This window comes from Sideroxyarcus emersonii, assembly GCF_021654335.1.
Taxonomy (GTDB): domain Bacteria; phylum Pseudomonadota; class Gammaproteobacteria; order Burkholderiales; family Gallionellaceae; genus Sideroxyarcus; species Sideroxyarcus emersonii.
In genome coordinates, this window is sequence record NZ_AP023423.1 from 759,011 (window position 1) to 782,856 (window position 23,846).

General features: G+C 61.2%; 26 protein-coding genes. 22 read left to right on the forward strand and 4 right to left on the reverse strand.

Going from position 1 to position 23,846, the window contains the following annotated elements:
- Positions 1-11 precede the first annotated feature (11 nt).
- The 11 genes from L6418_RS03720 to nifM all read left to right on the forward strand — a co-directional run bounded on the left by L6418_RS03720 (position 12) and on the right by nifM (position 8,819).
- Positions 12-1,469 carry an NAD(P)/FAD-dependent oxidoreductase gene (locus L6418_RS03720; protein ID WP_237248129.1) on the forward strand — a complete coding sequence of 486 codons (1,458 nt, stop codon included), beginning with the start codon at positions 12-14 and terminating at the stop codon, positions 1,467-1,469.
- 27 nt (positions 1,470-1,496) lie between these two features.
- The gene (locus L6418_RS03725) at positions 1,497-1,658 is read left to right on the forward strand and encodes a hypothetical protein (RefSeq protein WP_237248130.1); all 162 of its coding nucleotides are present in this window, start codon (positions 1,497-1,499) and stop codon (positions 1,656-1,658) included.
- Positions 1,659-1,869: 211 nt separating this feature from the next.
- On the forward strand, positions 1,870-2,193 hold the full coding sequence (locus L6418_RS03730; RefSeq protein WP_237248131.1) for an iron-sulfur cluster assembly accessory protein: 324 nt from the start codon (positions 1,870-1,872) through the stop codon (positions 2,191-2,193).
- A 155-nt stretch (positions 2,194-2,348) separates the two neighbouring features.
- A complete protein-coding gene (gene nifU, locus L6418_RS03735; RefSeq protein WP_237248132.1) occupies positions 2,349-3,239 on the forward strand; it encodes a Fe-S cluster assembly protein NifU in 891 nt (296 codons plus the stop codon).
- A 90-nt stretch (positions 3,240-3,329) separates the two neighbouring features.
- Positions 3,330-4,538 carry a cysteine desulfurase NifS gene (gene nifS / locus L6418_RS03740; RefSeq protein ID WP_237248133.1) on the forward strand — a complete coding sequence of 403 codons (1,209 nt, stop codon included), beginning with the start codon at positions 3,330-3,332 and terminating at the stop codon, positions 4,536-4,538.
- A 121-nt stretch (positions 4,539-4,659) separates the two neighbouring features.
- Positions 4,660-5,802 carry a homocitrate synthase gene (nifV, locus tag L6418_RS03745; protein WP_237248134.1) on the forward strand — a complete coding sequence of 381 codons (1,143 nt, stop codon included), beginning with the start codon at positions 4,660-4,662 and terminating at the stop codon, positions 5,800-5,802.
- A gap of 108 nt (positions 5,803-5,910) precedes the next feature.
- Entirely contained in the window at positions 5,911-6,645 is a 735-nt protein-coding gene (gene cysE, locus L6418_RS03750; RefSeq protein WP_237248135.1) for a serine O-acetyltransferase, read from the forward strand.
- A complete protein-coding gene (locus tag L6418_RS03755) occupies positions 6,642-7,166 on the forward strand; it encodes a hypothetical protein (protein ID WP_237248136.1) in 525 nt (174 codons plus the stop codon). Before cysE ends, L6418_RS03755 begins: the two co-directional genes overlap by 4 nt.
- Positions 7,163-7,495: a nitrogenase-stabilizing/protective protein NifW gene (gene nifW / locus L6418_RS03760; protein WP_237248137.1), complete on the forward strand. Its 333-nt coding sequence runs from the start codon at positions 7,163-7,165 to the stop codon at positions 7,493-7,495. The genes L6418_RS03755 and nifW overlap by 4 nt, the downstream gene beginning before the upstream one ends.
- A gap of 15 nt (positions 7,496-7,510) precedes the next feature.
- A complete protein-coding gene (locus L6418_RS03765; RefSeq protein WP_237248138.1) occupies positions 7,511-7,978 on the forward strand; it encodes a nitrogen fixation protein NifZ in 468 nt (155 codons plus the stop codon).
- Complete coding sequence (gene nifM, locus L6418_RS03770; protein ID WP_237248139.1) at positions 7,971-8,819, forward strand: nitrogen fixation protein NifM; 849 nt, start codon at positions 7,971-7,973, stop codon at positions 8,817-8,819. Before L6418_RS03765 ends, nifM begins: the two co-directional genes overlap by 8 nt.
- Before the next feature lie 15 nt (positions 8,820-8,834).
- On the opposite strand, the gene L6418_RS03775 is transcribed toward nifM, so the two are convergent.
- Positions 8,835-9,659 (reverse strand): M48 family metallopeptidase, encoded by an 825-nt coding sequence (locus L6418_RS03775; RefSeq protein ID WP_237248140.1) that lies wholly within the window; start codon positions 9,657-9,659, stop codon positions 8,835-8,837.
- Positions 9,660-10,081: 422 nt separating this feature from the next.
- On the opposite strand from L6418_RS03775, the gene L6418_RS03780 reads away from it, so the two are divergent.
- From L6418_RS03780 to L6418_RS03830, 11 genes are all read left to right on the forward strand, one after another.
- The gene (locus tag L6418_RS03780) at positions 10,082-11,119 is read left to right on the forward strand and encodes a multicopper oxidase domain-containing protein (protein WP_237248141.1); all 1,038 of its coding nucleotides are present in this window, start codon (positions 10,082-10,084) and stop codon (positions 11,117-11,119) included.
- A 1-nt stretch (position 11,120) separates the two neighbouring features.
- Entirely contained in the window at positions 11,121-11,807 is a 687-nt protein-coding gene (locus L6418_RS03785; protein WP_237248142.1) for a cytochrome c family protein, read from the forward strand.
- Entirely contained in the window at positions 11,797-12,153 is a 357-nt protein-coding gene (locus L6418_RS03790) for a cytochrome c (protein WP_237248143.1), read from the forward strand. Before L6418_RS03785 ends, L6418_RS03790 begins: the two co-directional genes overlap by 11 nt.
- A 137-nt stretch (positions 12,154-12,290) precedes the next feature.
- Positions 12,291-13,253 carry a multicopper oxidase domain-containing protein gene (locus tag L6418_RS03795; protein WP_237248144.1) on the forward strand — a complete coding sequence of 321 codons (963 nt, stop codon included), beginning with the start codon at positions 12,291-12,293 and terminating at the stop codon, positions 13,251-13,253.
- A 55-nt stretch (positions 13,254-13,308) separates the two neighbouring features.
- Positions 13,309-14,577, forward strand: a complete 1,269-nt coding sequence (locus L6418_RS03800; protein WP_237248145.1) for an efflux RND transporter periplasmic adaptor subunit — start codon at positions 13,309-13,311, stop codon at positions 14,575-14,577.
- Positions 14,578-14,579: 2 nt separating this feature from the next.
- Positions 14,580-17,744, forward strand: coding sequence for an efflux RND transporter permease subunit (locus L6418_RS03805; protein ID WP_237248146.1), 3,165 nt, complete (start codon positions 14,580-14,582; stop codon positions 17,742-17,744).
- On the forward strand, positions 17,741-18,061 hold the full coding sequence (locus L6418_RS03810; protein WP_237248147.1) for a copper-binding protein: 321 nt from the start codon (positions 17,741-17,743) through the stop codon (positions 18,059-18,061). Before L6418_RS03805 ends, L6418_RS03810 begins: the two co-directional genes overlap by 4 nt.
- Before the next feature lie 77 nt (positions 18,062-18,138).
- The gene (locus L6418_RS03815) at positions 18,139-19,176 is read left to right on the forward strand and encodes a hypothetical protein (RefSeq protein WP_237248148.1); all 1,038 of its coding nucleotides are present in this window, start codon (positions 18,139-18,141) and stop codon (positions 19,174-19,176) included.
- Positions 19,177-19,201: 25 nt separating this feature from the next.
- Positions 19,202-19,723 (forward strand): TlpA disulfide reductase family protein, encoded by a 522-nt coding sequence (locus tag L6418_RS03820; RefSeq protein ID WP_237248149.1) that lies wholly within the window; start codon positions 19,202-19,204, stop codon positions 19,721-19,723.
- A 139-nt stretch (positions 19,724-19,862) separates the two neighbouring features.
- Positions 19,863-20,339 carry a hypothetical protein gene (locus L6418_RS03825; RefSeq protein ID WP_237248752.1) on the forward strand — a complete coding sequence of 159 codons (477 nt, stop codon included), beginning with the start codon at positions 19,863-19,865 and terminating at the stop codon, positions 20,337-20,339.
- A gap of 140 nt (positions 20,340-20,479) precedes the next feature.
- Positions 20,480-21,064, forward strand: a complete 585-nt coding sequence (locus L6418_RS03830; protein WP_237248150.1) for a hypothetical protein — start codon at positions 20,480-20,482, stop codon at positions 21,062-21,064.
- Between the two features lie 38 nt (positions 21,065-21,102).
- On the opposite strand, the gene L6418_RS03835 is transcribed toward L6418_RS03830, so the two are convergent.
- The 3 genes from L6418_RS03835 to draG form a co-directional block, all read right to left on the reverse strand.
- Positions 21,103-22,401, reverse strand: a complete 1,299-nt coding sequence (locus L6418_RS03835) for a Y-family DNA polymerase (RefSeq protein ID WP_332875549.1) — start codon at positions 22,399-22,401, stop codon at positions 21,103-21,105.
- Positions 22,380-22,859, reverse strand: a complete 480-nt coding sequence (locus tag L6418_RS03840) for a LexA family transcriptional regulator (protein WP_237248151.1) — start codon at positions 22,857-22,859, stop codon at positions 22,380-22,382. The genes L6418_RS03835 and L6418_RS03840 overlap by 22 nt, the downstream gene beginning before the upstream one ends.
- 74 nt (positions 22,860-22,933) lie before the next feature.
- Positions 22,934-23,812 carry an ADP-ribosyl-[dinitrogen reductase] hydrolase gene (draG, locus tag L6418_RS03845; RefSeq protein ID WP_237248152.1) on the reverse strand — a complete coding sequence of 293 codons (879 nt, stop codon included), beginning with the start codon at positions 23,810-23,812 and terminating at the stop codon, positions 22,934-22,936.
- Between the last annotated feature and the right edge of the window lie 34 nt (positions 23,813-23,846).

The window sequence follows — 23,846 nt, forward strand, 5'->3', positions numbered from 1 at the left end:
AAGGAGAGAAAATGTCGCGAGTCGTAATTCTGGGCGCGGGTATATCCGGACATACCGTTGCCCGATATCTCAATAAATGGATAGGCAGGCAGCACGAGATCGTGGTGGTGTCGCCGAATGCAAAATGGAACTGGATCCCATCCAATATCTGGGTCGGCGTGGGACAGATGGCCGAAAAGGACGTCACTTTCGATCTCGCCGAACTGTACGGCAAGACCCATGTGGACTTTCGCCAGGCCAAGGCCGTCTCGATCCACCCCGAAGGCAATACCGGCAGCGCGCAGCCCTTTGTGACGGTCGAATACACCAACCCGGCCAAGGCCGGGGTGCAGGAGAACATCAGCTACGATTTTCTGGTCAACGCCACCGGCCCCAAACTGAACTTCGGCGCGACCGAAGGACTGGGACCGGAGCATGGCCACACCGTCTCCGTGTGTACCGCCAGCCATGCGCAGGAAGCCAACCACAAGCTGCAGGCCAGCATCGATGCCATGCGCAGGGGCGAGCTGCAGACCATCGTGATCGGCACCGGCCATGGCATGTGCACCTGCCAGGGGGCTGCGTTCGAGTACATCTACAACGTCGATCACACCTTGCGCGAAGCCGGCGTGCGCGACAAGGCCCGCCTGATCTGGATCAGCAACGAATACGAGCTGGGCGACTTCGGCATGGGCGGCGTGCACATCAAGCGCGGCGGCTACATCACCAACGGCAAGACCTTTGCCGAGTCGCTGATGGTCGAGCGCGGCATCGAGTGGATCACCCGTGCGCATGTGAAGAAGGTCGAAGCCGGCAAGATTCATTATGAAACCATGGACGGGACATTCCATGAACTGGCATTCGACTTCTCCATGCTGATCCCGCCATTCGCCGGCGTCGGCCTGAAAGCGTTCAACAAGACCGGCGAGGACATCACCAGCCAGATGTTCGCGCCCAACGGCTTCATGAAGGTCGATGCCGACTATACCCAGCGCCCCTATCTGGAATGGTCGGCCCGCGACTGGCCGAAGACCTATCAGACACCCTCCTTTCGCAACATCTTCGCGGTCGGTATCGCCTTTGCGCCTCCCCACCTGATCAGCAAGCCGATGCAAAGTGCCAACGGCACGCCAATCAATCCGACGGCGCCGCGCACCGGCATGCCGTCGGCCGCCATGGCCAAAGCGGTTGCCATGAGCATCCGCGACATGCTGAACGGCGCCGACAAACCGACGCATACCGCATCGATGGCCGAGATGGGCGCAGCCTGCGTTGCTTCCACCGGGTCGCACATCTTCAAGGGCACTGCGGCGACCATGACCGTATTCCCGGTAGTGCCGGACTACGAGAAATATCCGGAGTTCGGCCGCGACATCGACCTGACCTTCGGCGAGATCGGTCTGGCCGGCCACTGGATGAAGTATCTGCTGCACCATGCCTTCATCTACCAGGCCAAGCTGCGTCCGGGCTGGTCGCTGATCCCGGATTGATCAACTCAACATTTACAAGGACCGAACATGGGCAACATCACCAACAGAGAGCCGTACCAGCAGGCCTACTACCCTCCGGCACCGACCGGCTTCACCCGCTTCATGCGGACCTGCCTGCTGTGGCAGCTATACCGCTTCGTGGTCATCAACCTCAAGATGCTCAAGCTGATCACAAAATCGCATCACTAAGGCTGAAACAGCCCCTGTCTCCGCGAGGAACAGGGGCTTTTTCTCGCTTGTCGCAAATCCTACAACACCCCATCCCCGTCTTGTTCCACACACGCGAGTTGAGCGTGCGATTCAGGTAATTTCCCAATTAAACAGTCTGTTGATCTGATCGACAGGGGTTGGCACGCAGTTTGCGAATACTCGGGCACAGACCACCCGATAGGAGCGAACCATGATCAACCTGACACCCAACGCGATCTCCGCTGTGGAGAGATTCATCAAAGGCGCCGCCACGCCCGTGGCTGGACTGCGCATCGCCATCTCCGGCGGCGGCTGCTCCGGTTTCCAGTACGGCATGTCGCTGGAAGAGGCCAGGAACGAGGACGATACGGTGCTGGAATACGGCCCGGTCACCCTGCTGGTCGATCCGCTGTCCGCGCCACTGCTGGAGGGGGTGACCGTCGATTTCGTCGACAGCCTGAACGGCAGCGGCTTCAAATTCGAAAACCCGAACGCCAGCTCCAGCTGTGCGTGCGGTTCATCTTTCTCGGCCTGACGATCATGTGCATGATCGTTTCCCTCGCTTCCGTTCCCCCTCTGGTGAAACAACTAGCCAGTCGACTAAGCCCGCAAGCGGGCAAGTCGCTGGTTATCCCCGAGGGAGGGGAGTGCGGTCGGTCGCTACGCAACTTTGGATACTAGGAGAACACCATGTGGGACTACTCGGACAAGGTCAAGGAACATTTCTTCCAGCCGCGCAATGCCGGTGTGCTGGAAGGCGCGAACGGGGTCGGCGATGTCGGCTCGATCAGCTGCGGCGATGCGCTGCGCCTGATGCTCAAGGTGGAGCCGGAGACGGACATCATCCTCGATGCGCATTTCCAGACTTTCGGTTGCGGCTCGGCCATCGCATCTTCCTCTGCACTCACCGAGATGATCAAGGGCAAGACGCTGGACGAGGCGCTCAAGGTCAGCAACCAGGACATCGCCGATTACCTCGACGGCCTGCCGCCGGAAAAGATGCACTGCTCGGTGATGGGGCGCGAGGCGCTGCAGGCGGCCGTGGCCAACTATCGCGGCGAAGTGTGGAGCGACGACCACGAAGAAGGCGCGCTGGTGTGCAAATGTTTCGCCATCGATGCGGTACTGATCGAGGACACCATCCGCGCCAACAATCTCAGCTCGGTGCAGGACGTGACCAACTACACCAAGGCCGGCGGCGGCTGTTCCTCCTGCCATGAGGGCATCGAAGAGATCCTGGTGAAGGTGATGGCTGAGCGCGGCGAGAACTTCAAGCCCGGCACTCCGGCCAGGGAAGAGGCTGCGCCGGCCGGCATGACCAACCTGCAGCGCATCCGCAAGATCGAGGCGGTGCTGGAAACGGTGCGTCCGCAACTGAAGCGCGACGGCGGCGACATCGAACTGGTGGATGTGGACGGCAAGACCATCTACGTCAACATGACCGGCGCCTGCTCCGGCTGCCAGATGGAAGCGCTGACATTGCAGGGAATCCAGCAGAAGCTGATGGAGGAACTGAAAGAGTTCATCAAGATTGTGCCGACCAAGGCAGGCGCGTTGAGCCGGGCGAGTTGCAATCCTTAATCGAGTACTGAGTGCTGAGTGCCGTGTACCTCAGGCTCGGCACTCAGAACTCAGCACTCAGAACTGAAATTCACCGAAGGGGAATTTAAAATGGAAGGCATCTATTTCGACAACAACGCCACGACTCGTGTCGATGAGGCGGTAGTTGAGGCCATGCTGCCGTACTTCACCGAGCAGTTCGGCAACCCTTCGTCGATGCACAGCTTCGGCAACAAGGTCGGCCTCGCAATCAAGAAGGCGCGCATGCAGGTGCAGGAGCTGCTCGGCGCGGAACACGACTCCGAGATCGTCTTCACTTCCTGCGGCACCGAGTCGGATTCCACCGCGATCATCTCCGCGCTGAAAGCGCAGCCGGAGCGCAAGGAGATCATCACCACCACCGTCGAGCATCCGGCCATCCTTACGTTGTGCACGCATCTGGAAAAGGAAGGCTACAAGGTGCACCTGCTCAAGGTGGACAGCAAAGGCCGCATCGATCTGGATGAATACAAGAAGCTGCTGAGTGATCAGACTGCCGTGGTGTCGGCGATGTGGGCGAACAACGAGACCGGTACTTTCTTCCCGGTGGTCGAGATGGCCGAACTGGCACATGCCGCCGGTGCGATGTTCCACACCGACGCGGTGCAGGCCGTGGGCAAGGTGCCGCTGAACCTGAAGGATACGAAGATCGACATGCTCTCCGTGTCCGGCCACAAACTGCATGCCCCCAAGGGCATCGGCGTGCTGTACCTGAAGCGCGGCACCCGTTTCCGTCCGCTGCTGCGCGGCGGTCACCAGGAACGCGGCCGCCGTGCCGGCACCGAGAATACCACCTCCATCGTCGGGCTGGGCAAGGCTGCCGAGATGGCGCTGGAAGCAATGGCCTACGAGAACAGCGAAGTGAAACGGCTGCGCGACAAGCTGGAAGCCGGCATCCTGGCCAAGGTGCCACGCTCTTTCGTCACCGGCGACCCGGACAACCGCCTGCCCAATACCAGCAACATCGCGTTCGAGTTCATCGAGGGCGAGGCGATCCTGCTGCTGCTGAACAAGTTCGGCATCGCCGCCAGCTCGGGTTCTGCCTGCACTTCCGGCTCGCTGGAGCCTTCGCACGTGATGCGCGCGATGGGCATTCCCTACACCGCCGCACACGGCACGGTGCGCTTCTCGCTGTCGCGCTACAGCACCGAAGCGGAAGTGGATCGCGTGATCGCAGTGGTACCGGAGATCATCGCGCAACTGCGCAAACTGTCGCCGTACTGGGAGGGCAACGGCCCTGCGGCTGAACCGGAAAAGGCGTTCGCGCCGACCTACGCATGAACAAAGTCGCCCTCACCCCAACCCCTCTCCCAGAGGGAGAGGGGCTAGGGATGATGGCCGCTTCACAAGTATCTGCTATCCGTGTTGAACGCAACGAAACGTAACTTTCAAGGAAATTGAAATGTCCCGCACGATCACCATCGACGACACCACCCTGCGCGACGGCGAGCAGACCGCCGGGGTGGCCTTCACCCTGGAGGAGAAGCTGGACATCGCGCGCCAGCTAGATGCGCTCGGTGTGCCTGAGCTGGAGGTCGGCATCCCGGCGATGGGCGAGGAGGAGCGCGACAGCATCAATGCGGTCGCCTCGCTAGCCCTGAATGCCAGGCTGGTGGCTTGGTGCCGCATGTGCAAGCCGGACATTCTGGCGGCGGAGCTGGTCGACGTGCATTACATGGACCTGTCGATCCCGGTGTCGGACATCCACCTGAAAAAGAAGCTGGGCCGCGACCGCGCGTGGGTGCTGGAGACCATTTTCGACCTGGTGCCGTTCGCCTGCGAACAGGGCATGGGCATCATCGTCGGTTGCGAGGATGCCTCGCGTGCCGATCCCGATTTCATGTTGCAGGTGGCCGATGCGGCGCAGGCTGCCGGCGCCTGCCGTCTCCGTTTCGCCGATACCCTGGGCGTGATGGAACCGTTCGGCGTGCACAAGGCGATCTCGGCGCTGCGCAGTGCGGTGGATATCGAGATCGAGATGCACGCGCACGACGATCTCGGACTCGCCACCGCCAACAGCCTGGCTGCGGCGGTGGCGGGTGCCACACATATCAATACCACGGTGAACGGCCTGGGCGAACGCGCGGGCAACGCGCCGCTGGAAGAGGTCGCACTCGGGCTGAAGAAGCTCTACGGTCTGGAGACCGGCCTCGACCTTGCGCATTTCACCGATCTTTCCAGGCTGGTGGCGACCGCATCGGGACGCCCGGTGCACTGGCAGAAGAGCGTGGTGGGCGAGGGCGTGTTTACGCACGAGGCGGGCATCCATGTCGACGGCCTGCTCAAGGACCCGGACACCTATCAGGGTTTCGACCCGGTCGAGGTGGGCCGTCAGCACAAACTGGTGGTCGGCAAGCATTCCGGTGCGCACGGCATCATCGCCGCCTATGCCACCATGGGTCTCAACCTGAGTCAGGCCGAGGCGCGCGCGCTGCTGCCGGACATCCGCAGTTTTGCCGAGCGCGCCAAACGCTCGCCTGCCGACCAGGAACTGCTGTTCCTTTACCAACGCTACATCGGGCGTCAGCCCAGTGCCGCGCACTAGGAGATGAACATGCCACTAGATGCTCACCCTCTTCCCACCCCCTCTCCCGCAAGCGGGAGAGGGTGGCCCGCAGGGACGGGTGAGGGGTGCGTTCAAAGTCAAAAAACGTTGGGCTTCTTCACGCTTCTACGCGAAGACGTGAGCTGCGTATTTCAGCGTGACCCGGCCGCACGTTCGCGCTTCGAGGTGCTGACGACTTATCCCGGCGTGCATGCCATCCTTATGCAGCGCATCGCACATCGGTTATGGAAATTCGGTCTGCGCTATCTGGCGCGCCTGCTGTCCTGGTTTGCGCGGCTGACCACCAACATCGATATCCATCCCGGCGCCACCATCGGCAGGCGTTTCTTCATCGATCACGGTGCCGGTGTGGTGATCGGCGAGACGGCCGAGATCGGCGACGACGTCACGCTGTATCACGGCGTCACACTTGGCGGCACCACATGGAACAAAGGCAAGCGCCATCCGACACTCGGCAACGGTGTTGTGGTTGGCGCGGGTGCAAAGATACTGGGCGCGATCACGCTCGGCGAGCAAGTGCGTGTCGGCGCCAATTCAGTCGTGGTCAAAGATGTGCCTGCGCACCGCACCGTGATCGGGATTCCCGGTAAGATCGTGTTGCGCACCGAAGAAGCCGGCACCGACAACATCTACGGCATCAACCTCGACCATCATCTGATCCCCGATCCGGTAGGCCGTGCCATCGCCTGCCTGATGGAGCGCATCGAAGTCCTGGAAGGACAGTTGCGCAAGCAGGGTGAGCCGGTGGATGGACTATGCCACACCTGCGAAGCAGACGATCTGTGCGGCACGGAAGTGGCGCGCCAATTGAGGAAAGAATGATGGACCTGCTCGATTTCGAACAAGCCGAGTTGTATTTCGATGAACCGCTGGCGCCGGAGATCGCCGACCTCATCGTATCTGCGGCCGACAAGTACGGCAGCGAGGAAGCGGAAGGCATGTTGTTGCGCGCCAGTTTCATGGCACCGCAGCATCTGATGGTACTGGTGGCGCTGTACCGCTATTACTTCTACCAGCACCGCCTGGAAGATGCGTTGCTGGTGGGCGAGAGCACGATGGCGGTGGTCGGGCGGCGGCTGGAATTCCCGGAGACCTGGCGCTATCTGAACGAAACCAGCCTGGGAGCCGGGGTGATGCGCTCGATGGGACTGGTGCGCTTCTACCTGACGGTGCTCAAGGCGACCGGCTATATCAACCTGCGCCTGGGGCGTTTCGCAGTCGGGCGGGCGATGCTGGAGAAACTGGTCGAGCTGGACGGCCACGACCGCATGGGCGGCAAGGCATTGCTGGAAGTGTTGCAGCAGGTGCTGGATGATGAAGGAATGGTGCCAAGGAGGGCATGATGGAAGAACTGTCATTGGACGAAGCGATGGAGGAACTGGTCTCCGCCGAGGATTTTCTGAACTACTTCGGGATTGAATACGACCCTGCGGTGGTGCATGTGAATCGTCTGCATATCCTGCAGCGCTTCCACGACTACCTTGGCAAGACGACCTTGCCGGAAGTGGAGGATGGCCGCCGCTCGATCTATACCACGCTGCTGCGCCAGGCGTACCTGGACTTCGTGAAGTCCGATGCGCTTACCGAGAAGGTGTTCAAGGTGTTCCACATGCACGAGCCGCAAGTGAAATTCGTGCCGATCAGTTCGATTTCGGTGAGCAAGCCGAAGTAAGGCGGGGGAATAATCGTGCTGCCCAAATTTCAGTTTGGCGACGAAGTCCGCATCGTGCGCAATGTGCGCAACGACGGCACCTATCCCGGACTGGCCATCGGCACGCTGCTGATCCGGCGCGGTTCCACCGGTTTCGTCATGAACGTTGGCACATTCTTGCAGGACCAGCTGATCTATACCGTGAACGTGCTCGAACAGAACAAGATCGTCGGCTTCCGCGAAGAAGAGCTCATCGGCGTCGACGATGTATGGATACCCAGCAAATTCGAAAGTCGCGAACGGGTGCGCAGCAGGATATCGCTTGCCGTGCGCGGCGAAGTGCGGGTCACGCCGGGGATGGAGGGGGAGATACTGAAGGTCTTCCGCGACGAGCACGATGGCGTGCAATACCACGTGATCTTTCACGACCGGGTGCTGCAGGTGCCGGAAACCGCGCTGGAGGCAACCCGGGTCTATGGCGATGAGGAGCAATCCGATGCCTGATGCGACCGAATCCGGTGTGGCCTATCTTGCGCTCAAGGCTGCGCAAAAGCTTTACGGCAAGGCCACGGATGACTTGCGGCGCGGAGAGTTCGAGCGCGTCCAGGCCATGGCACAACGGCAGCATGAGGTCGAGACCCGTGTCCTGGCTGCGACCGAGGCGCGCGACGTCGTGGTGCCGCCTTCCACGCTGGCGGCGGCGATGGCGGAGATACGCGACCGTTATTCCGACGAAGAGGAATTCGTCGCAGACCTGGCGCGCAACGGGCTGGACTCGGCCAGCTTTGCCGCCGCGCTGGAGCGCGAGATGAAAGTCGAGGCCATCCTGGAAAAGGTGGCCACCCAGGCTGCCAGCGTCAGCGACATGGATGTGGAGTTGTATTACCAATATCACCCGGAACAATTCCGCCGCGCCGAGACGCGGCTGGTACGCCATATCCTTATCACCATCAACGACAGCACCGCCGAGAACACGCGCGTGGAGGCAAGACGGCGTATCGATGCGATAGCTGCGCGACTGGCGAAAGAGCCGCAACGCTTCGAAGAACAGGCGCTCAAGCATTCCGAATGCCCGACCGCGCTGGATGGCGGCAAGCTGGGCGATTTGCCGCGGGGCAAGCTGTTCCCACAGCTTGATCACGCGCTATTCGAACTGGAGGCGGGCGGCGTGAGCGGGGTGATCGAATCCGAGCTTGGTTTTCATGTACTGCGCTGCGACACGATCACCGTGGCCGGCGTGCTGGGTTTCGACCAGGCCAGGCCACATATCCGCAAGTTGCTGGAGCAGAAACGCAAGCGTGTGTGCCAGCAGGCATGGATCAGGCAATTGCTGGGGGCTGAATAACCCCGACCCGCCGGATCAGTGTTTCTGTTGTGCGGCCTCATACAGCGGCATGACGGTCGGCAGCAAAGCCTCGATCTGCTGGACGCGATTTTCTTCCGCCGGGTGGGTGCTGAGGAACTCGGGAGGTCGGCCGCCGCCCTGGCTGGCCTGGAGCATCTTCTGCCACAGGCTGATGCCGGCACGCGGGTCATAGCCGGCACGCGCGGAAAGTTCCAGGCCGATGCGGTCGGCCTCGCTTTCGTCGGTACGGCTGAATTTGGTGGCGACGAGCTTTTCGTATCCGACGGATGCCAGGTCCGCCGAACCTGCGCCGAACCCGAGCAGGGCGGTGCCGATATCGATCGCGGTCTGTGCGGCGATGGCCTGCGACAGTTGTTCGCGCGAATGCTCGCGCAGTGCGTGCGAGATCTCGTGCCCCATCACGATGGCGATCTCGCTGTCGCTGAGGTGGAGTTTGTCGATCAGCCCGGAATAGAACATGATCTTGCCGCCCGGCATGCAGAACGCGTTGAGCTCGTTGCTGCTGATGACGTTCACTTCCCAGTGCCATCCCGGCGCATCTTTGCGGAACACCTCAGTCTGCGGTTCGATCCGCGCCGCTACCGCCCGCACGCGCTGCAGCATCGCGGCATCTTGGTTCAGAGCGCCTTTGCCGGCCGAGTCCGATTTCAGCTTGGTATAGCTTTGCGCGGCCATCTGGTCGAGCTTGGCGGACGAGACGAGCAGCAGTTGCGGACGGGTCGCGCCGACGGCACCGCTGTCGGTGGTGGTCGTACAGCCGCTGAGGGTGGCGCATGGCAGAGCAAGCAGGGCCGCTGTGAAGATTCTGAATACGGTCATGTTGGTGAAAGCAGGCGCTGCCCGGATCGGCAGTGCTGATGAATTCCTGTCCGGCATTTTACCCTGAAGCCTGTTTTTGCTCATCTGTTTGCGGGTGAACTCGTCATCGACATGGCCATCCTTGATCAGGCGAGATCAATGTGCCTCATGCCGGGTCGTTGGTGATGTGAGATTCAGGTCGATGATTTCTAACTGCTTATCCAGCCTTGTTGTATGAAATATATATCACAAGTTGACATTATCAATTTGTGATGTTAATTTTATTCCAACACAATTCTGATGTGGTTTGCGAAGCAAAAGCAGTTTGGTGGTTGTTGGTGGTTGTTGGTGGCAGAAGCGGGTTGAGGCGCGAGCCGTTTTTTTTGCCCTTAAAGATGTATTCAAAATATACCAATAGTGGGGGGATAGTGATGAGAGTGAGCATGACAAAAGCGGTGAGGGCGCTGGTTGTGTGCCTGGCACTATTGCCCGGGCTGGGCTGGGCCGCACAACGCGAATTCAACATGACGATAGACGAGGTCACGATCGAAGTGGCGCCCGGATTCGTCAACAAGGTGTTTGCCTTCAACGGGCAGGTGCCCGGCCCGCTGATTCACGTCAAGCAGGGGGATGAGGTGACCGTGCATGTGACGAACAACACGACTCTGCCTCACACCATGCATTGGCATGGCGTCAACCAGATAGGTTCGTGGCACAACGATGGCGTGCCGGGAATCACGCAGGATGCGATCCAGCCGGGCGAGTCGTTCACGTACAAGTTCACGGTCGATCGTCCTGGCAGCCTCTGGTATCACTGCCATGTCAATGTCTGGGAGCACGTCGCCACTCGCGGCATGTGGGGGCCGCTGATCATCGATCCGAAGAATCCGAGCGACCTGGAAAAGAAAGTGACCAAGGACGCGATCCTGATGATGAACACCTGGGAGTCGGCCTATGCCAATACCTATGGCAAGGGCGGCGCGCCGCAGGATGTCTCGGATTATTTTTCCGTCAATGCCAAATCGTTCCCGTATACGCAACCGATCCGCGTGAAGAAAGGCGATGTGCTCAGGTTGCGCTTCTTTGGCGCGGGAGACGAATTCCATGAGATGCACATGCATGGACACGACATGCTGATCACGCACAAGGATGGCTATCCGCTGGCACACCCGTATTACGTGGACACCATCTCTGTCGGCCCCGGCGAACGCTACGACGCCATCGTCGAAATGAAGAATCCCGGACTATTCATCATGCATGACCATGTCGACAAGCACATGACGAACAACGGCGCCATGCTGGGTGGCCCGGTGACCGTGTTCGAATATGAAGGAATCAAGTTCGATCCGTTCTATGCGTGGAAAGACAAGGTCTATGACCCGAATTTCTTCTACAGCGAATCGCTGGCGCAGGGATATGGATTATTCAACAACCCGACTTTCCAGGGAAAGCCGATTGAACAAGCCAGAAGGCGGAGGTGAAATGAAAAAGCTGATCGTTATTGCATTGGCCTGTCTTGCGGCACCCGCACTGGCCGCTGATGGGGCGGCGATCCTGAAGAAGGACTGCGAGTCTTGCCACAACCTGACCGGACCGGCGCCGCAGACGTTGAAGGAACTGTGGGCCATCAAGGGGCCGAATCTGGCTTACGCAGGAAACAAATACCGCAAGGAGTGGCTGGTCGGCTGGCTGCAGCAACCGCGGCAGATACGTCCGGCGGGGGAATTCTATGCAAAGCATATCAAGACAGGGGAGAAGCACGATGTCGTCGATGAATCGACCATCAAGCCCCATATGGCCCTGCCGGCTCCCGATGCAGCAGCAGTCGCTGCAGAGCTGATGAAACTGAAACAGCACGACGACCTGATCGCGAAAGAGAAGATCGAACCGGGAACCGGCTCAAAGATGATGGGCGAAATGATGTTCGACAAGTTCCTGGGATGTTCCGCCTGCCATCGGATCGAGCCTGATTTCGGCGGCCTGTCCGGCCCCGAGGTTTATACCGCCGCCAAGCGTCTGCAGCCGGAATTCATCGCCAGTTTCATCCGCAACCCGCAGGTCTGGGAGCCCAAGACCTGGATGCCGAACAAGCATGTGTCGGATGCGAATATCCAGAAACTGGGCTACTACTTTGAAGCGATAGCGACGGAGAACGGAAATGCCAAATAACACGATCCTATTCATTCTGGCGGCACTGCTGTTTTCCGCACCTGCCGTCGCCAAGGAAAGCGCTGCCGACAACTACGGCACCTATTGCGTTCAATGTCACGGCCTCAAAGGTAACGGGAACGGCATCAACGTGCGTGACATGGAAGTGCAGCCGCGCGATCACACCGATGCCAAGGCGATGTCGGCGCGCTCGGATGAGACCCTGTTCAAGGTGGTCAAGGAGGGAGGGCCGTCGATAGACAAGTCCATCCTGATGCCGCCATGGGGAGACACCTTCAGCGACGAGGAGATCCGCGATCTGGTCCAGCACTTGCGCATGTTGTGCAAATGCAAGTTTGGTTCGTGACAGGAGTTGAAGAGCGGCAAGGATTCAGGGGAAAGCAAAAGAAGCAGAAGGAGGAGGAGAGGAAGCAGTAACAGCAGTAGAGGAGGCAATGGCAAGTGAGTAGTTGTGTTTAACGTAGATAAACAGGGAGAGCATGAATGAAAAAAATGAAGAAAGTGACTTGTGTGGCGTTTGCCGCGGCAGCCTTGCTTTCGACGTCGGGGGCGTTTGCCAAAACCGTCGAAATCACGATGACGGCCAGGGAAGTTGACGTTGCGACCAATGGCAAGGCGGTCGGCGGGGCAGACACCATGGCGGCGTGGACGTTCGATGGCACCATCCCGGGTAAACCGGTGCGGGTGAACGAGGGTGATACGGTGGACTTCACCCTGATCAACCCCCCGGAGAACAAGAACTCGCACGCGATGGATTTTCACGCTGCGCAAGTGAACGTCCTGGATGAGTTCGCACCCGTCAAACCCGGCGAGCAGAAGCATTTCAAATTCGAAGCCAAGGTTCCCGGCGTGTTCATGTATCACTGCGGCGCAAGCCCGATGGTGCAGCATATCGCACGCGGCATGTACGGTGTGATCATCGTCGAGCCCAAGGACAGGAAGAACTATCCGAAAGCGGATCGCGAATATGTGCTGGTACAGCAGGAGTATTTTCCGGATGTGGAGAACTACGGCGCCATGCTGAACGACGCCAATGCGTGGAAGGGGTCGCTGATCAACGGCAAGGTCCTGCACTACGATCCGGTACATGACCCGAACGGCGGTCACGACGTGCTGGAGGCACTGCCGGGCGAGCGTGTGCGTATCTTCTTCCTGAACGCCAACGTCAACCTGCCGGTTGCATTGCACCCGATCGCCAGCATCTGGGATCGCGTGTACATCAACGGCAATCCGAAGAATACGCTGTATGGCATCCAGACCTACAACGTGGCAGTGGCCGAAGCCGACACTTTCGACATCGTCACGCCGAAGGACAAGGATGTGGCGGGAATCGCGATCGTCGACCATTCGATGAATGCGGCCCTGCGCGGTGCGATCACTGTACTGGTGAGCAAGAAAGACGCCGATCCGAAGAAGGGTCACGGCGAGCAGATCATCCTCAAGTAGTTGTGGGCTTTGGGGGAGGCCAATCCTCCCCCTTTTTTATTCAGGAATCGCCAGCATGAGCAGGAAGCAGGTCACCAGTGTCGTTTTGATTGCCGCGATCCTGCTGGTGTCATTTTTTCTCGCTCGTCCATTGATTGCACATCCGGACGCAGCGAAACGTGCAGAAGCACTACCCCAGATCAATAACATGGGGCCCGACAAATACTGGGTCTGCCCCATGCATCCGGAAATCACGCAAGACCATCCGGGCGTCTGCCCGATCTGCGGGATGAAGCTGGTTGAATCCGGCACCGCCGAAATGCACGCGCATGGCATCCGGGTCGACAGCGCCATCGAGCAGCGTCTCGGCGTCCGGCTGGCCCGCAGCAGACAAGAGACGGTTGCGCAGCCCATCGAGACTTACGGCAACGTGGTCGTTGCCGAGAATCAGGCGTTTTCCGTGCAGCCGAAGTACGAAGGCTGGATCAAGAAGCTGTATGTCCATGCCGTAGGTGAAGAGGTCAGGGCCGGACAGGTCCTGTACGATTTCTATTCGCCCGACCTGGTCGCGCGGCAGCGCACGTACCTGAGTTCCATCGAGCGCAGGAAGCAGTTGCTGGAAACCATCCAGACCACACCGGATACCGAAAACGATTATGTGATGGAAATGGCGATGGATGCCGCCAATGACAGGGCCAAGCTGCACCAGGAAGAAGGTGTCAGCGTCGAGAGCATCCGTACCATCGAGGAAAAGAAGCAGGCCAGCGATGTGGTGCAGATCGTGGCCGCGCGTTCGGGCGTGGTCAGTCAGGTCAATGTCAGGGAAGGCAGCTATGTCATGCCGTCGAATCCGTTGCTGGTGCTGGCCGATGTATCCCGGGTGTGGGTGGAGATCGCGCTCTACCCGGACCAGGCCGGGCAGGTGAAGCGCGGCGACAGCGTGGTCATCCGCGACGCGAACGGGCAGGAGACACATGCCCGCCTGAGTTTCATCAATCCCTTGTCGAACAACAACAAGGTGATTGCCAGGGCAGTGCTGGACAATGCGAACCGGCATTATCGCCCCGGCACTTTCGTCGATGTCACCATCCTGACCCGGCCGCACCAAGCGCTGGTGGTACCGCGCTCGGCTGTACTGTATACCGGCCGGGGGAACGTCGTGATGCTGTCACGGGGCGAGGGGCATTTCCTGCCTGTCGCCGTCACGACCGGCGTGGAGAGCGGCGACCGGGTGGAGATCCTGGATGGCTTGCAGGAAGGCGCCGAAGTCGTGGTCAATGGCCAGTTTCTGCTGGATTCGGCGGCTTCGCTGAGTGCCGCGTCCGAACGCATGCATGGTCACTGAAGATGATCCGGCGCATCATAGATTGGTCCATCGATAACCGCCTGCTGGTTTTGGCGCTCGCGTTTCTGCTTGCCATCGCCGGCATCCGCGCGACGCAGCGGATGACACTGGATGCGATCCCCGATCTGTCCGATGTGCAGGTCATCGTCAAGACGCCCTATCCGGGGCAAGCGCCGGAAGTGGTCGAGGACCAGGTCACCTATCCGCTCACTTCCGCACTGTTATCTGTGCCGGGATCGACCGCCGTACGCGGTTTTTCGATGTATGGCGAATCCTATCTCTATGTCCTGTTCAGGGAGGGTACCGATCCTTACTGGGCCCGTTCACGGGTGCTGGAGTACCTGGATCAGGCTGCAGCCCGCTTGCCCAAAGGGGTGGTGCCAACGCTCGGGCCGGATGCCTCCGGTGTCGGCTGGATATTCGAGTATGCGCTGGTGGATCGCGGTCATCGATACGATGCCGACCAGCTGCGGGCGGTGCAGGATTTTTTCCTGAAATACGAATTGCAAAGCCTGCCCGGTGTGGCTGAGGTGGCGACGGTCGGCGGCATGGCCAGGCAGTTCCAGATCGAAGTCGATCCCGACCGTCTGGCCGCATACCGGATCACGTTGCAGCAAGTAGCGGAGGCGGTCAGGGCCAACAATTCCGCCAGCGGAGGCGCGGTGATGGAGCTCGGGCGCACCGAATTCATGGTGCGCTCAAAGAACTACCTGAAGGATCTCGATGATATACGCAGCATTCCGCTGGCCGTGGACGATCGGGGTATACCGGTGCGCCTGCAGGATGTCGCGCATATCGGCACCGGTCCGGCACCGCGCCGGGGGGTTGCCGACCTGGACGGGATGGGCGAGGCAGTCGGCGGCATCGTGGTGATGCGCCATAACCAGAATGCCCTGGAAACGGTGAATGCGGTCAAGCAGCGTTTACAGGAGATCCGCTCCGGGCTGCCCGAAGGCGTCGAACTGGTGGTGACCTATGACCGCTCCGGGCTGATCCTCGATGCAGTGCATACCCTGCAAGGAAAATTGATCGAGGAGTCACTGGCCGTGGCGCTGGTGTGCCTGCTGTTCCTGTTCCACATGCGCTCGGCGCTGGTCGCCGTGGTGACCCTGCCGCTGGGCATTCTGGTCGCCTTCATCATCATGCAGGCGCAGGGGGTGACGGCCAACGTGATGTCGCTGGGCGGCATCGCCATCGCTATCGGCACGATGGTGGATGCTGCCATCGTGATGGTCGAAAACATGCACAAACACCTGGAGCGCATGGGAGAGACAGGCAACCGATGGGAAGCGGCGCGGCACAGCGCACGGGAAGTCGGTCCGGCATTGTTCTTTTCCCTGGCGGTGATCACCGTTTCGTTCATGCCGGTATTCACGCTGACCGGGCAGGAGGGAAAGCTGTTCACCCCGCTGGTCTATACCAAGACCTATGCAATGGCGGCGGCAGCGATGCTGGCGGTGACTCTGCTGCCGGTGCTGATGGGGTATTTCATTCGCGGCAGAATCGCCGGCGAACAGCGCAATCCGCTGAACCGCTTGCTGCAGGCGGGCTACCGCCCGGTGCTGCTCTGGGTGCTGGGCAGGCGCAGGCTCACCCTCGCCCTGGCCGGGGTGCTGCTGGTATCGGCGTTTTATCCCCTGGGCCGGATCGGCAGCGAATTCATGCCGCCGCTATACGAAGGCGATCTGCTTTACATGCCGACCACGCTGCCCGGCATCTCGCTGGACGAGGCTGCCAACCTGCTGCAGGTCACCGACCGCATCATCAAATCCATGCCAGAGGTGGCGCGCGTGTACGGCAAGGCCGGACGTGCGGATACGGCGACCGATCCGGCGCCGTTGTCGATGTTCGAGACCACCATCCTGCTCAAGCCGAAGAGCCAGTGGCCTGAGGGCGAGAGCGTCGAAGACCTGGTGGCCAAACTGGATCGCGAAGTCCGGCTGCCCGGATTGACCAATTCATGGGGCTATCCCATCCGCACCCGCATCGACATGCTGGCGACCGGCATACGCACTCCGCTCGGCATCAAGATCACCGGGCCGGATCTGCGCGGGATCGCTGAGCTGGGGGGCGCGATCGAAGCTGCATTGAGGAAAGTTCCAGGCACCCAGGATGTGTTCGCGGAACGAGTGGTCGGCGGGCATTATCTCGATATCCAGGTCAACCGCTGGAATGCGGCGCGCTACGGGGTGACAGTCGCCGATGTCGAGAAGATGGTCCAGGGGGCGATCGGCGGCGAGGACATCGGCACGATGATCGCGGGGCGCGAGCGTTTTTCCATCAACCTGCGCTATCCGCGCGAACTCAGAGGCTCGCTGGCGAAAGTGGCGGAGAGCAGGGTGACGCTGCCGAGCGGCGAGCAGGTTCCGTTGCGTGAATTGGCGCATTTCGCCATCGAGGACGGGCCGGCAGAGATCAAGAGCGAAAATGCGCGACTGGCGGGTTATGTCTATCTCAATGTGGCAGGGCGAGATTTGGGTGGGTACGTACGGGAAGCCAGGGAGGCCATCGGGAAGTCGGTCAGGGTCGGCCCCGGCTATGCGATCACATGGTCCGGGCAATATGAAAATCTGGAACATGCCAGACAGCGTTTGTCCTGGTTGATCCCGTTCACCCTCCTGCTGGTGATGTCGCTGCTTTACCTGCATTTCCGGCAATGGGACAAAGTATGGCTGGTGCTGCTGTGCCTGCCGTTCTCGCTGATCGGCGGCGTCTGGACGGTTTACCTGCTCGGTTACCAATTGTCCGTCGCGGTTGCGGTGGGATTCATCGCGCTGGCGGGCGTCGCTGCCGAATTCGGCGTGGTCATGCTGCTTTATCTCGATCGTGCCATCGATGCGTTGCGCGAATCGGGGCGCACGATCGACAGCGCGGCCCTGCGCGATGCGGTGATGAGCGGTGCCGTGATGCGCCTGCGCCCGAAGATGATGACGGTGTCGGTGATCGTTGCCGGATTGCTGCCGGTTATGTTCAGCGATGCGGTCGGCACCGATGTGATGAAGCGGATCGCGGCACCCCTCGTCGGCGGAATGCTCACCGCACCGCTGCTTTCGCTGGTCGTGGTGCCGCTGATCTACCTCGGATGGCAGGAGAAACGGCTGGTTCGTGCCGGCCAGTCGGATTCGGACAGTACGATTCTTAACCAAGTGAAAGGAGACGCAACATGAAACAACTGATGATCTTGCTGGCGGCGCTGGCGCTGTTCCCGATGGGCAATGCATCTGCCCACGATGGCATGGACATGGGGGGGATGAGCACCAGTGCCGATGCCAATAAAGGCGTCGGCGTGGTCGAGGCGGTCGACCGGGAGAAGGGGACGGTGACGCTGAGCCATGAGCCTATCGCCAGTCTGGGATGGCCGGCCATGACCATGGATTTTGCCGTGGGCGATAAGAAACTCTTCAGCAAACTGGCGACGGGAAAGAAGGTCGAGTTCCAGTTCGTGAAGCAGCATAACAGCTATGTGGTAACCGGCGTGAAGTGAGCCGCATGATGGACCAGCGTGTCGTCCTGCCGGGCTTGATCGACGGGAGCCCCCAAATCTGCCGGGCTCCCTCGTTCTTGCGCGCAAGCTTACCGATCCGCCTTGCGGCAGATCGCGTCAGACTGTCTGGCGTCGTCCTGGCCATCTTCGCACTGCTCAACAGTGCCGGCGCGTATGCCTGTGCCGCTTGCGGATGCACGCTGTCGCGCGACTGGGAATCGCAAGGGATCTCGAGCAAGCCTGGCTTCACGGCGGACCTGTCGTACGACTACCTCAACCAGAACCGCCAGCGCTACGGCACCGCGGCGGCCTCCCCCGCCCTGATCAACAGCCAGCTCGCTGCCGGCCAGGAAGTCGAGGCCTATACCAGAACTCAGACCGTCACCGCCTCGCTGATCTATAACGACGACGACTGGGGGATCAGCGTGCAGGTCCCCTATGTCATGCGCAGCCACGGCACCTACGGCACCACCGCCCCGCTGGGCTCCAGCTACTCCGCCTCGGCGGACGCCAGTGTGGGCGACATCCGCCTCGTCGGTCGCTATACCGGCCTGTCCGAGGAGGGGGCCAGCGGCCTCATCGCCGGCATCAAGCTGCCCACCGGCAATTTCGGCAAGAACTTCGACAGCGGCACCGCCGCCGGCACCCCGCTGGACGCCGGCCTGCAGATCGGCACCGGCTCCACCGACCTCATCCTCGGCGCCTACACCACCGGCACCGTCGACACCTACGGCTGGTTCCTGCAGGGCACCGTCCAGCATGCCGTGGCCACCCAGCAGGCGCTGGGCAACCTGTACTACCGTCCCGGCGACGCCTATCAGCTGAACACCGGCATCCGCTATGCGGGCTTCGGCGCCAAGGTCTCGCCCATGCTGCAGCTGAACGTGATCAAGCGCGAGGTCGACAGCGGCGCCTTCACCGTCCCGGTCGATCCGGTCACCGGCGTGTCGGTCAGCGGCGGCACCCTGGCGTATCTGGCCCCCGGCGTATCGGTGCGTGTCGGCGGCGGCGCGTCCGTCTACGGCTTCGTGCAGATCCCGATCTACCAGAACGTCAATTCTCTCCAGCTGACGCCGGGCTATACCCTGACGCTGGGGCTGAGGCAGTCTTTCTGAGGCGAACCGGATGATGGAACCCCGCATGATGATGCCCCCCCGCATGGAACGATCCTTTCTGCCGCCTGCGCCGATCTCCTGGGCGGGCGCGCTGCTGGCGCTGCTGCTGTGTTCGGCCCCCGCGGTGCGGGCGGGTGCCTGGGACCTGAAGGACACGGCCGGGGTGCATCACACGCTGGCTGCGGAGAAGGGCAAGTGGGTGCTGGTGAATTTCTGGGCGCCGTGGTGCCCGCCCTGCCTGCAGGAGATGCCCGAGCTGGAGGCGCTGCAGCAACAGCGCAAGGATGTGCAGGTGATCGGTGTGGCCGTGCTGTACCGCAAGCGGCAGGAGGTGCTGGAGGCGGTGCGCTCGACGGCGGTGTCGTATCCCGTGGTGCTGGGCAATGAAGATATCGCCAGCGATTTCGGCGAGATGCACGGCATGCCCACCAGTTTCCTCTACGATCCTTCAGGCAAGCTCGTCGGAAAACACGATGGACCGGTCACCAGGGAGGAGGTGGAGGAAATATTGGACAGCAAGGTGTCGCCTGGCGGCGGCAGGTTTTGATGGATGAGGCAATATCAGGAGCACATCAACCAGTTACGCATGCGTTGCAATAATGTTTCTCCGCGGTTTGCCTGAGGTAGGTAACTATGGGAGGATGTCCTCCAGCCATACCCCGTCAACCGCTTTTCAGGAGAACGCTATGTCAAGAATGCACAATGTTGCTTTACCTGTAGCGCTGCTTTGCTCGGCGCTGGCCTTGTCGGCCTGCGCAACCAAACCGAAGGAGGTTGCCGCTGAGCCAGCTCCGGCGGCGGCTGCCGAAAAGACGGCCGCACCTGAACCTGCGCCTGCACCGGCAGCGGTTGCCGAACAGGCCCCCGCGCCCGCAGCGGCGGCCGAGCAGGCCGCACCCAGGCCCGTAGTCAAGAAAGCCAAAAAGAAAAAAGTAGCCAAGGCAGCACCGGCCCCGGTCGCAGCACCCGCACCTGAGCCCGCACCAGCACCGGCACCCGCTCCGGTGGCGCAGCCGGAACCGGCCCCGGCACCGCCTCCCGCCGTGTCGGTTGCTCCGGTCCCCAAACCTGCCGAGCCGGGCTTGCTGGAAAAATACTGGCTCTGGTTGCTGGGCATCGTCATCGTCGTGATCGCCGTCGTGGCCTTGCGCAAGAAGAGCTAGCGCGAGCAGACCCGGATGGATCGGCGCCTTGCAGAAGGCGCCGATTTTTTTCGCCTGTGCATGGTGATAGACTGGGCATGCGAGTGGGGGGCGCTGCCTGTGCCGATCCCCGAACTTCAACCTTGGCCTGGGAGATCATCATGGATAACGACAGGGAACACGATGCCGAAGCGGACGACGGCACGCCATCGAAAGCGGAGCTTGCCCGTGCCAAGCTGAAGGTCGTCGCGCATTATGCGACGATCGCTTTCGCACCGGTCGTGTCTGTCGTCGCGCTGACCGTCGGTGTGATCGCCGTGGTCAACAACCAATCCCAGGCGGAGCGCGCCCAGTTGGCCGAGTTGGCCGCCAGGGTGGATAGCCTGAATGCAAGCCTTGGCGGCAGCCGGGCCGAACTGGAAGCGCTCAAGTTCGCCGTGACGCGAGACAAGGCCCTGCATGCGGAGGAGCGCAAAAAGCTGGATGAGCAGGACGAGATGATCGTGCAGAGCGTGACCCGCTTGCAGATCAAACTCAAGATGACGCCCACCCTGGAGATGCAACTGCAACAAGCCGCCAGTTCACCCGTGGCGGTCAGTGCGGTCTCTGCGCCGGCCGCAGTGCCTGCCGCGGCAGCAAGCGGCAATAAGGAAACCGTACCTGCTGCCGTACCTAAGGGCGTCGACAAGACGCCCGGGCAGGTGAAGTCCCTGAAAGAAGCGATCCAGAAATTCAACGGTAAATAAGCCGCGCCATATCTGGGCGGTGAGCGGGACAGGCTGCGCTAGCCCCGGCATACCGCCAGTTCATTCCATTCCGTCGTGTAGCGTGGCGACCGGTTCTCCCTGCGCATCGCCCAGCGTGCGCTGGTTCCTTCCCCCAGCAGCCGGATCGTTCCGCTGCCCATCCTGCGGTTGATGCGATCCAGCGTGGTCATCAGCGTGCAGGTTCTCTGCTGCAGGACAACATCGTCGAACAGCGTATTGGGTTTGTCCGCCGCATCGATGATGTGGGTGAGCGTGATGCCGGCCTTCTGATAGGCGTAGCCGCTGCGGTGGATCTGGCCCAGCCCGTATAAGGCTGCGCGGCAGAACAGGCGGGTGTCGTTGCTCGGCCCGGCCAGCGGTACCAGGATGCTCTGCTGGTATTGCGGGTCGCGTTTCCGGTGCGGGTTGGTGCGGATATATACCTGGATGCCGCCTGCCATCGAATGCTGTTGCCGCAATTTTTCGGCGGCACGGGTGGTGTAGGCGATCAGCGCCTGTTCCAGGTCGACGAGGCTGGCAGTAAGCGTGCCGAATGAGCGCGAACAGGTGATCTGGCGTTTTGCGGGGGCGACGTCATCCAGTTCCAGGCAGGCGGCGCCGTTCAATTCTTCGACGATGCGCGCCAGCACGATACTGAACCTGGCGCGCAGCCGGTTGGCCGGTGCGCGTTTCAGGTCGAGCACGGAACGGATGCCGATCGCTTCCAGTCCGGGTACGGTGTGCCTGCCGATGCCCCACACTTCGCCCACTGCGATGGAGGAGAGCAGGGTATCCAGTTCGGCCGGGGACAGGCGGTTGAAGTCGCACACCCCGCCGAGGCGGCGATCCTGTTTGGCGACATGATTGGCGAGTTTGGCCAGCGTCTTGCTGGGAGCGATGCCCACGCATACCGGGATGCCGACGCATCGCCTGACGGTTTCGCGTATCTGTTGGCCGTAGGCGGTGTGGTCGGCTGCGATGCCGCCCAGGTCGAGGAACGATTCGTCTATCGAGTAGACCTCCTGGGCCGGGCTGAAACGCGAAAGCAGGGACATCACGCGGTTGGATATGTCGGCATACAGGCTGTAATTGGACGAGAGGGCGACGATGCCGTGCCGTTGGGCGAGGTCTTTCATCTGGTACCACGGTGCCGCCATCTTCAGTCCGAGATCCTTCGCTTCCTGCGAGCGCGATACCACGCAGCCGTCGTTGTTGGAGAGCACGACGACCGGCTTGCCTTCCAGCCCGGGCTGGAACACGCGTTCGCAGGAAACATAGAAGTTGTTGCAATCGACCAGCGCGATGGCGCGGCGCATCACACCCTGTGCACGTTCCACTGCACCACCCCCCAGATGGAGAAGTCGTATTCGGCGGTGACGGCAACATCGGGGTAGTCCGGATGGGCGGCGCGCAGCACCTTGCCTTGCGGGGTATGGAGCAACTGCTTGACGGTGAATTCGCCATCGATCACAGCCACCACCACGCAGCCGTGCGCGGCCGGTACGGAGCGGTCCACCACCAGCAGGTCGCCGTCGAAGATGCCGAGGTCGCGCATTGAATGTCCGGCGACACGCATGAAAAACGTGGATTCGCGGTGCTGGATCAGGTGCTCGTCCAGGCTGAGGCGTCGCTCGACATAATCGTCGGCAGGCGACGGGAAGCCTGCCGGCACCGCCTTGCGCAACAGGGCGCGCTGCCTTTCGAACATGGACTTGTTGGGGTGTGTCAGCGACAGCAAGGCGGAATGCGCCTGCCGGCGCCGCTGGGAGGAAAGGTCGGGATTGAAATTGGCCATGGCATGATAGATACAGAACGAACGTTCTTTGAATACTAAAGAACGTTCGTTCTGTTGTCAATCCTGTGCCTGCATCATCCGGCCGGGAGCAATGCCAGTGCCTGGGTTTCGCAGGAGCGGCGGATGTCTTCATCCAGCGTCTTCAGCCATGCGGCAGGCATTTCCACCATCCCGTACAAGGCGCCTGCCAGCATGCCCGCGATCGCGCCGGTGGTGTCTGCATCGCCGCCGCGATTGACCACGTCGATCAGGCAGGTGCGGAAATCGTCGGTATCGAAGAAACTCTGGAATACCGCCTGGATCGTGTCGACGATATAGCCGCTTGGGTTGCCGATCTGGCGTACTGCGCGGAATCCGAATTCGGGATGGCGAGCGACCAGCGGGTGGGCATGTTGGTGCAGCAGGTGATTCTTGCCGGCGCCGCGCAGCGCATCCTGCACCATGAGCGCCAGACATTCGCAGGCGGCATCGGAGAGCGCGGAGTGATGGGTGACATGGGCCTGCACGCGGCAGGCGGCGCGCACGGTTTCTTCCGCCTGGCCGAAAGTGGCGAGCGCCACCGGCAACACGCGCATCGCTGCGCCGTTGCCCGCATCGTGATCGGAGTAGGGGGCTTCCGGGTCACCGGTCCTGCGGAATCGCAGCAGGTTGCGCCGCACGGTGTTGCCGATGTCCACCGGCTTGGCGCGCATCCAGGCATCGAAAGCCTGTGCGGCGGCGAGCGCGTCGACTCTGCCTTGTGCAAGGATGGCATTGCCGAGCGCCAGCGACATGGTGGTGTCGTCGGTGACCTGTCCCGGCTTGAGATGCAGCCAGCCGCCGCCGCGCAGCGTGTCGTGTACGCGGTATTGCGCAGCGATCTCGCGCGGCGTCATGAATTCCACCGTCGCACCCAGCGCATCGCCGATGGCGAGGCCGAGGTAGGCAGCGATGGCGCGGTCGGTGGTGATCATGGCAATGCGGCTCCGTTCGTCCAGGTAATCAGCC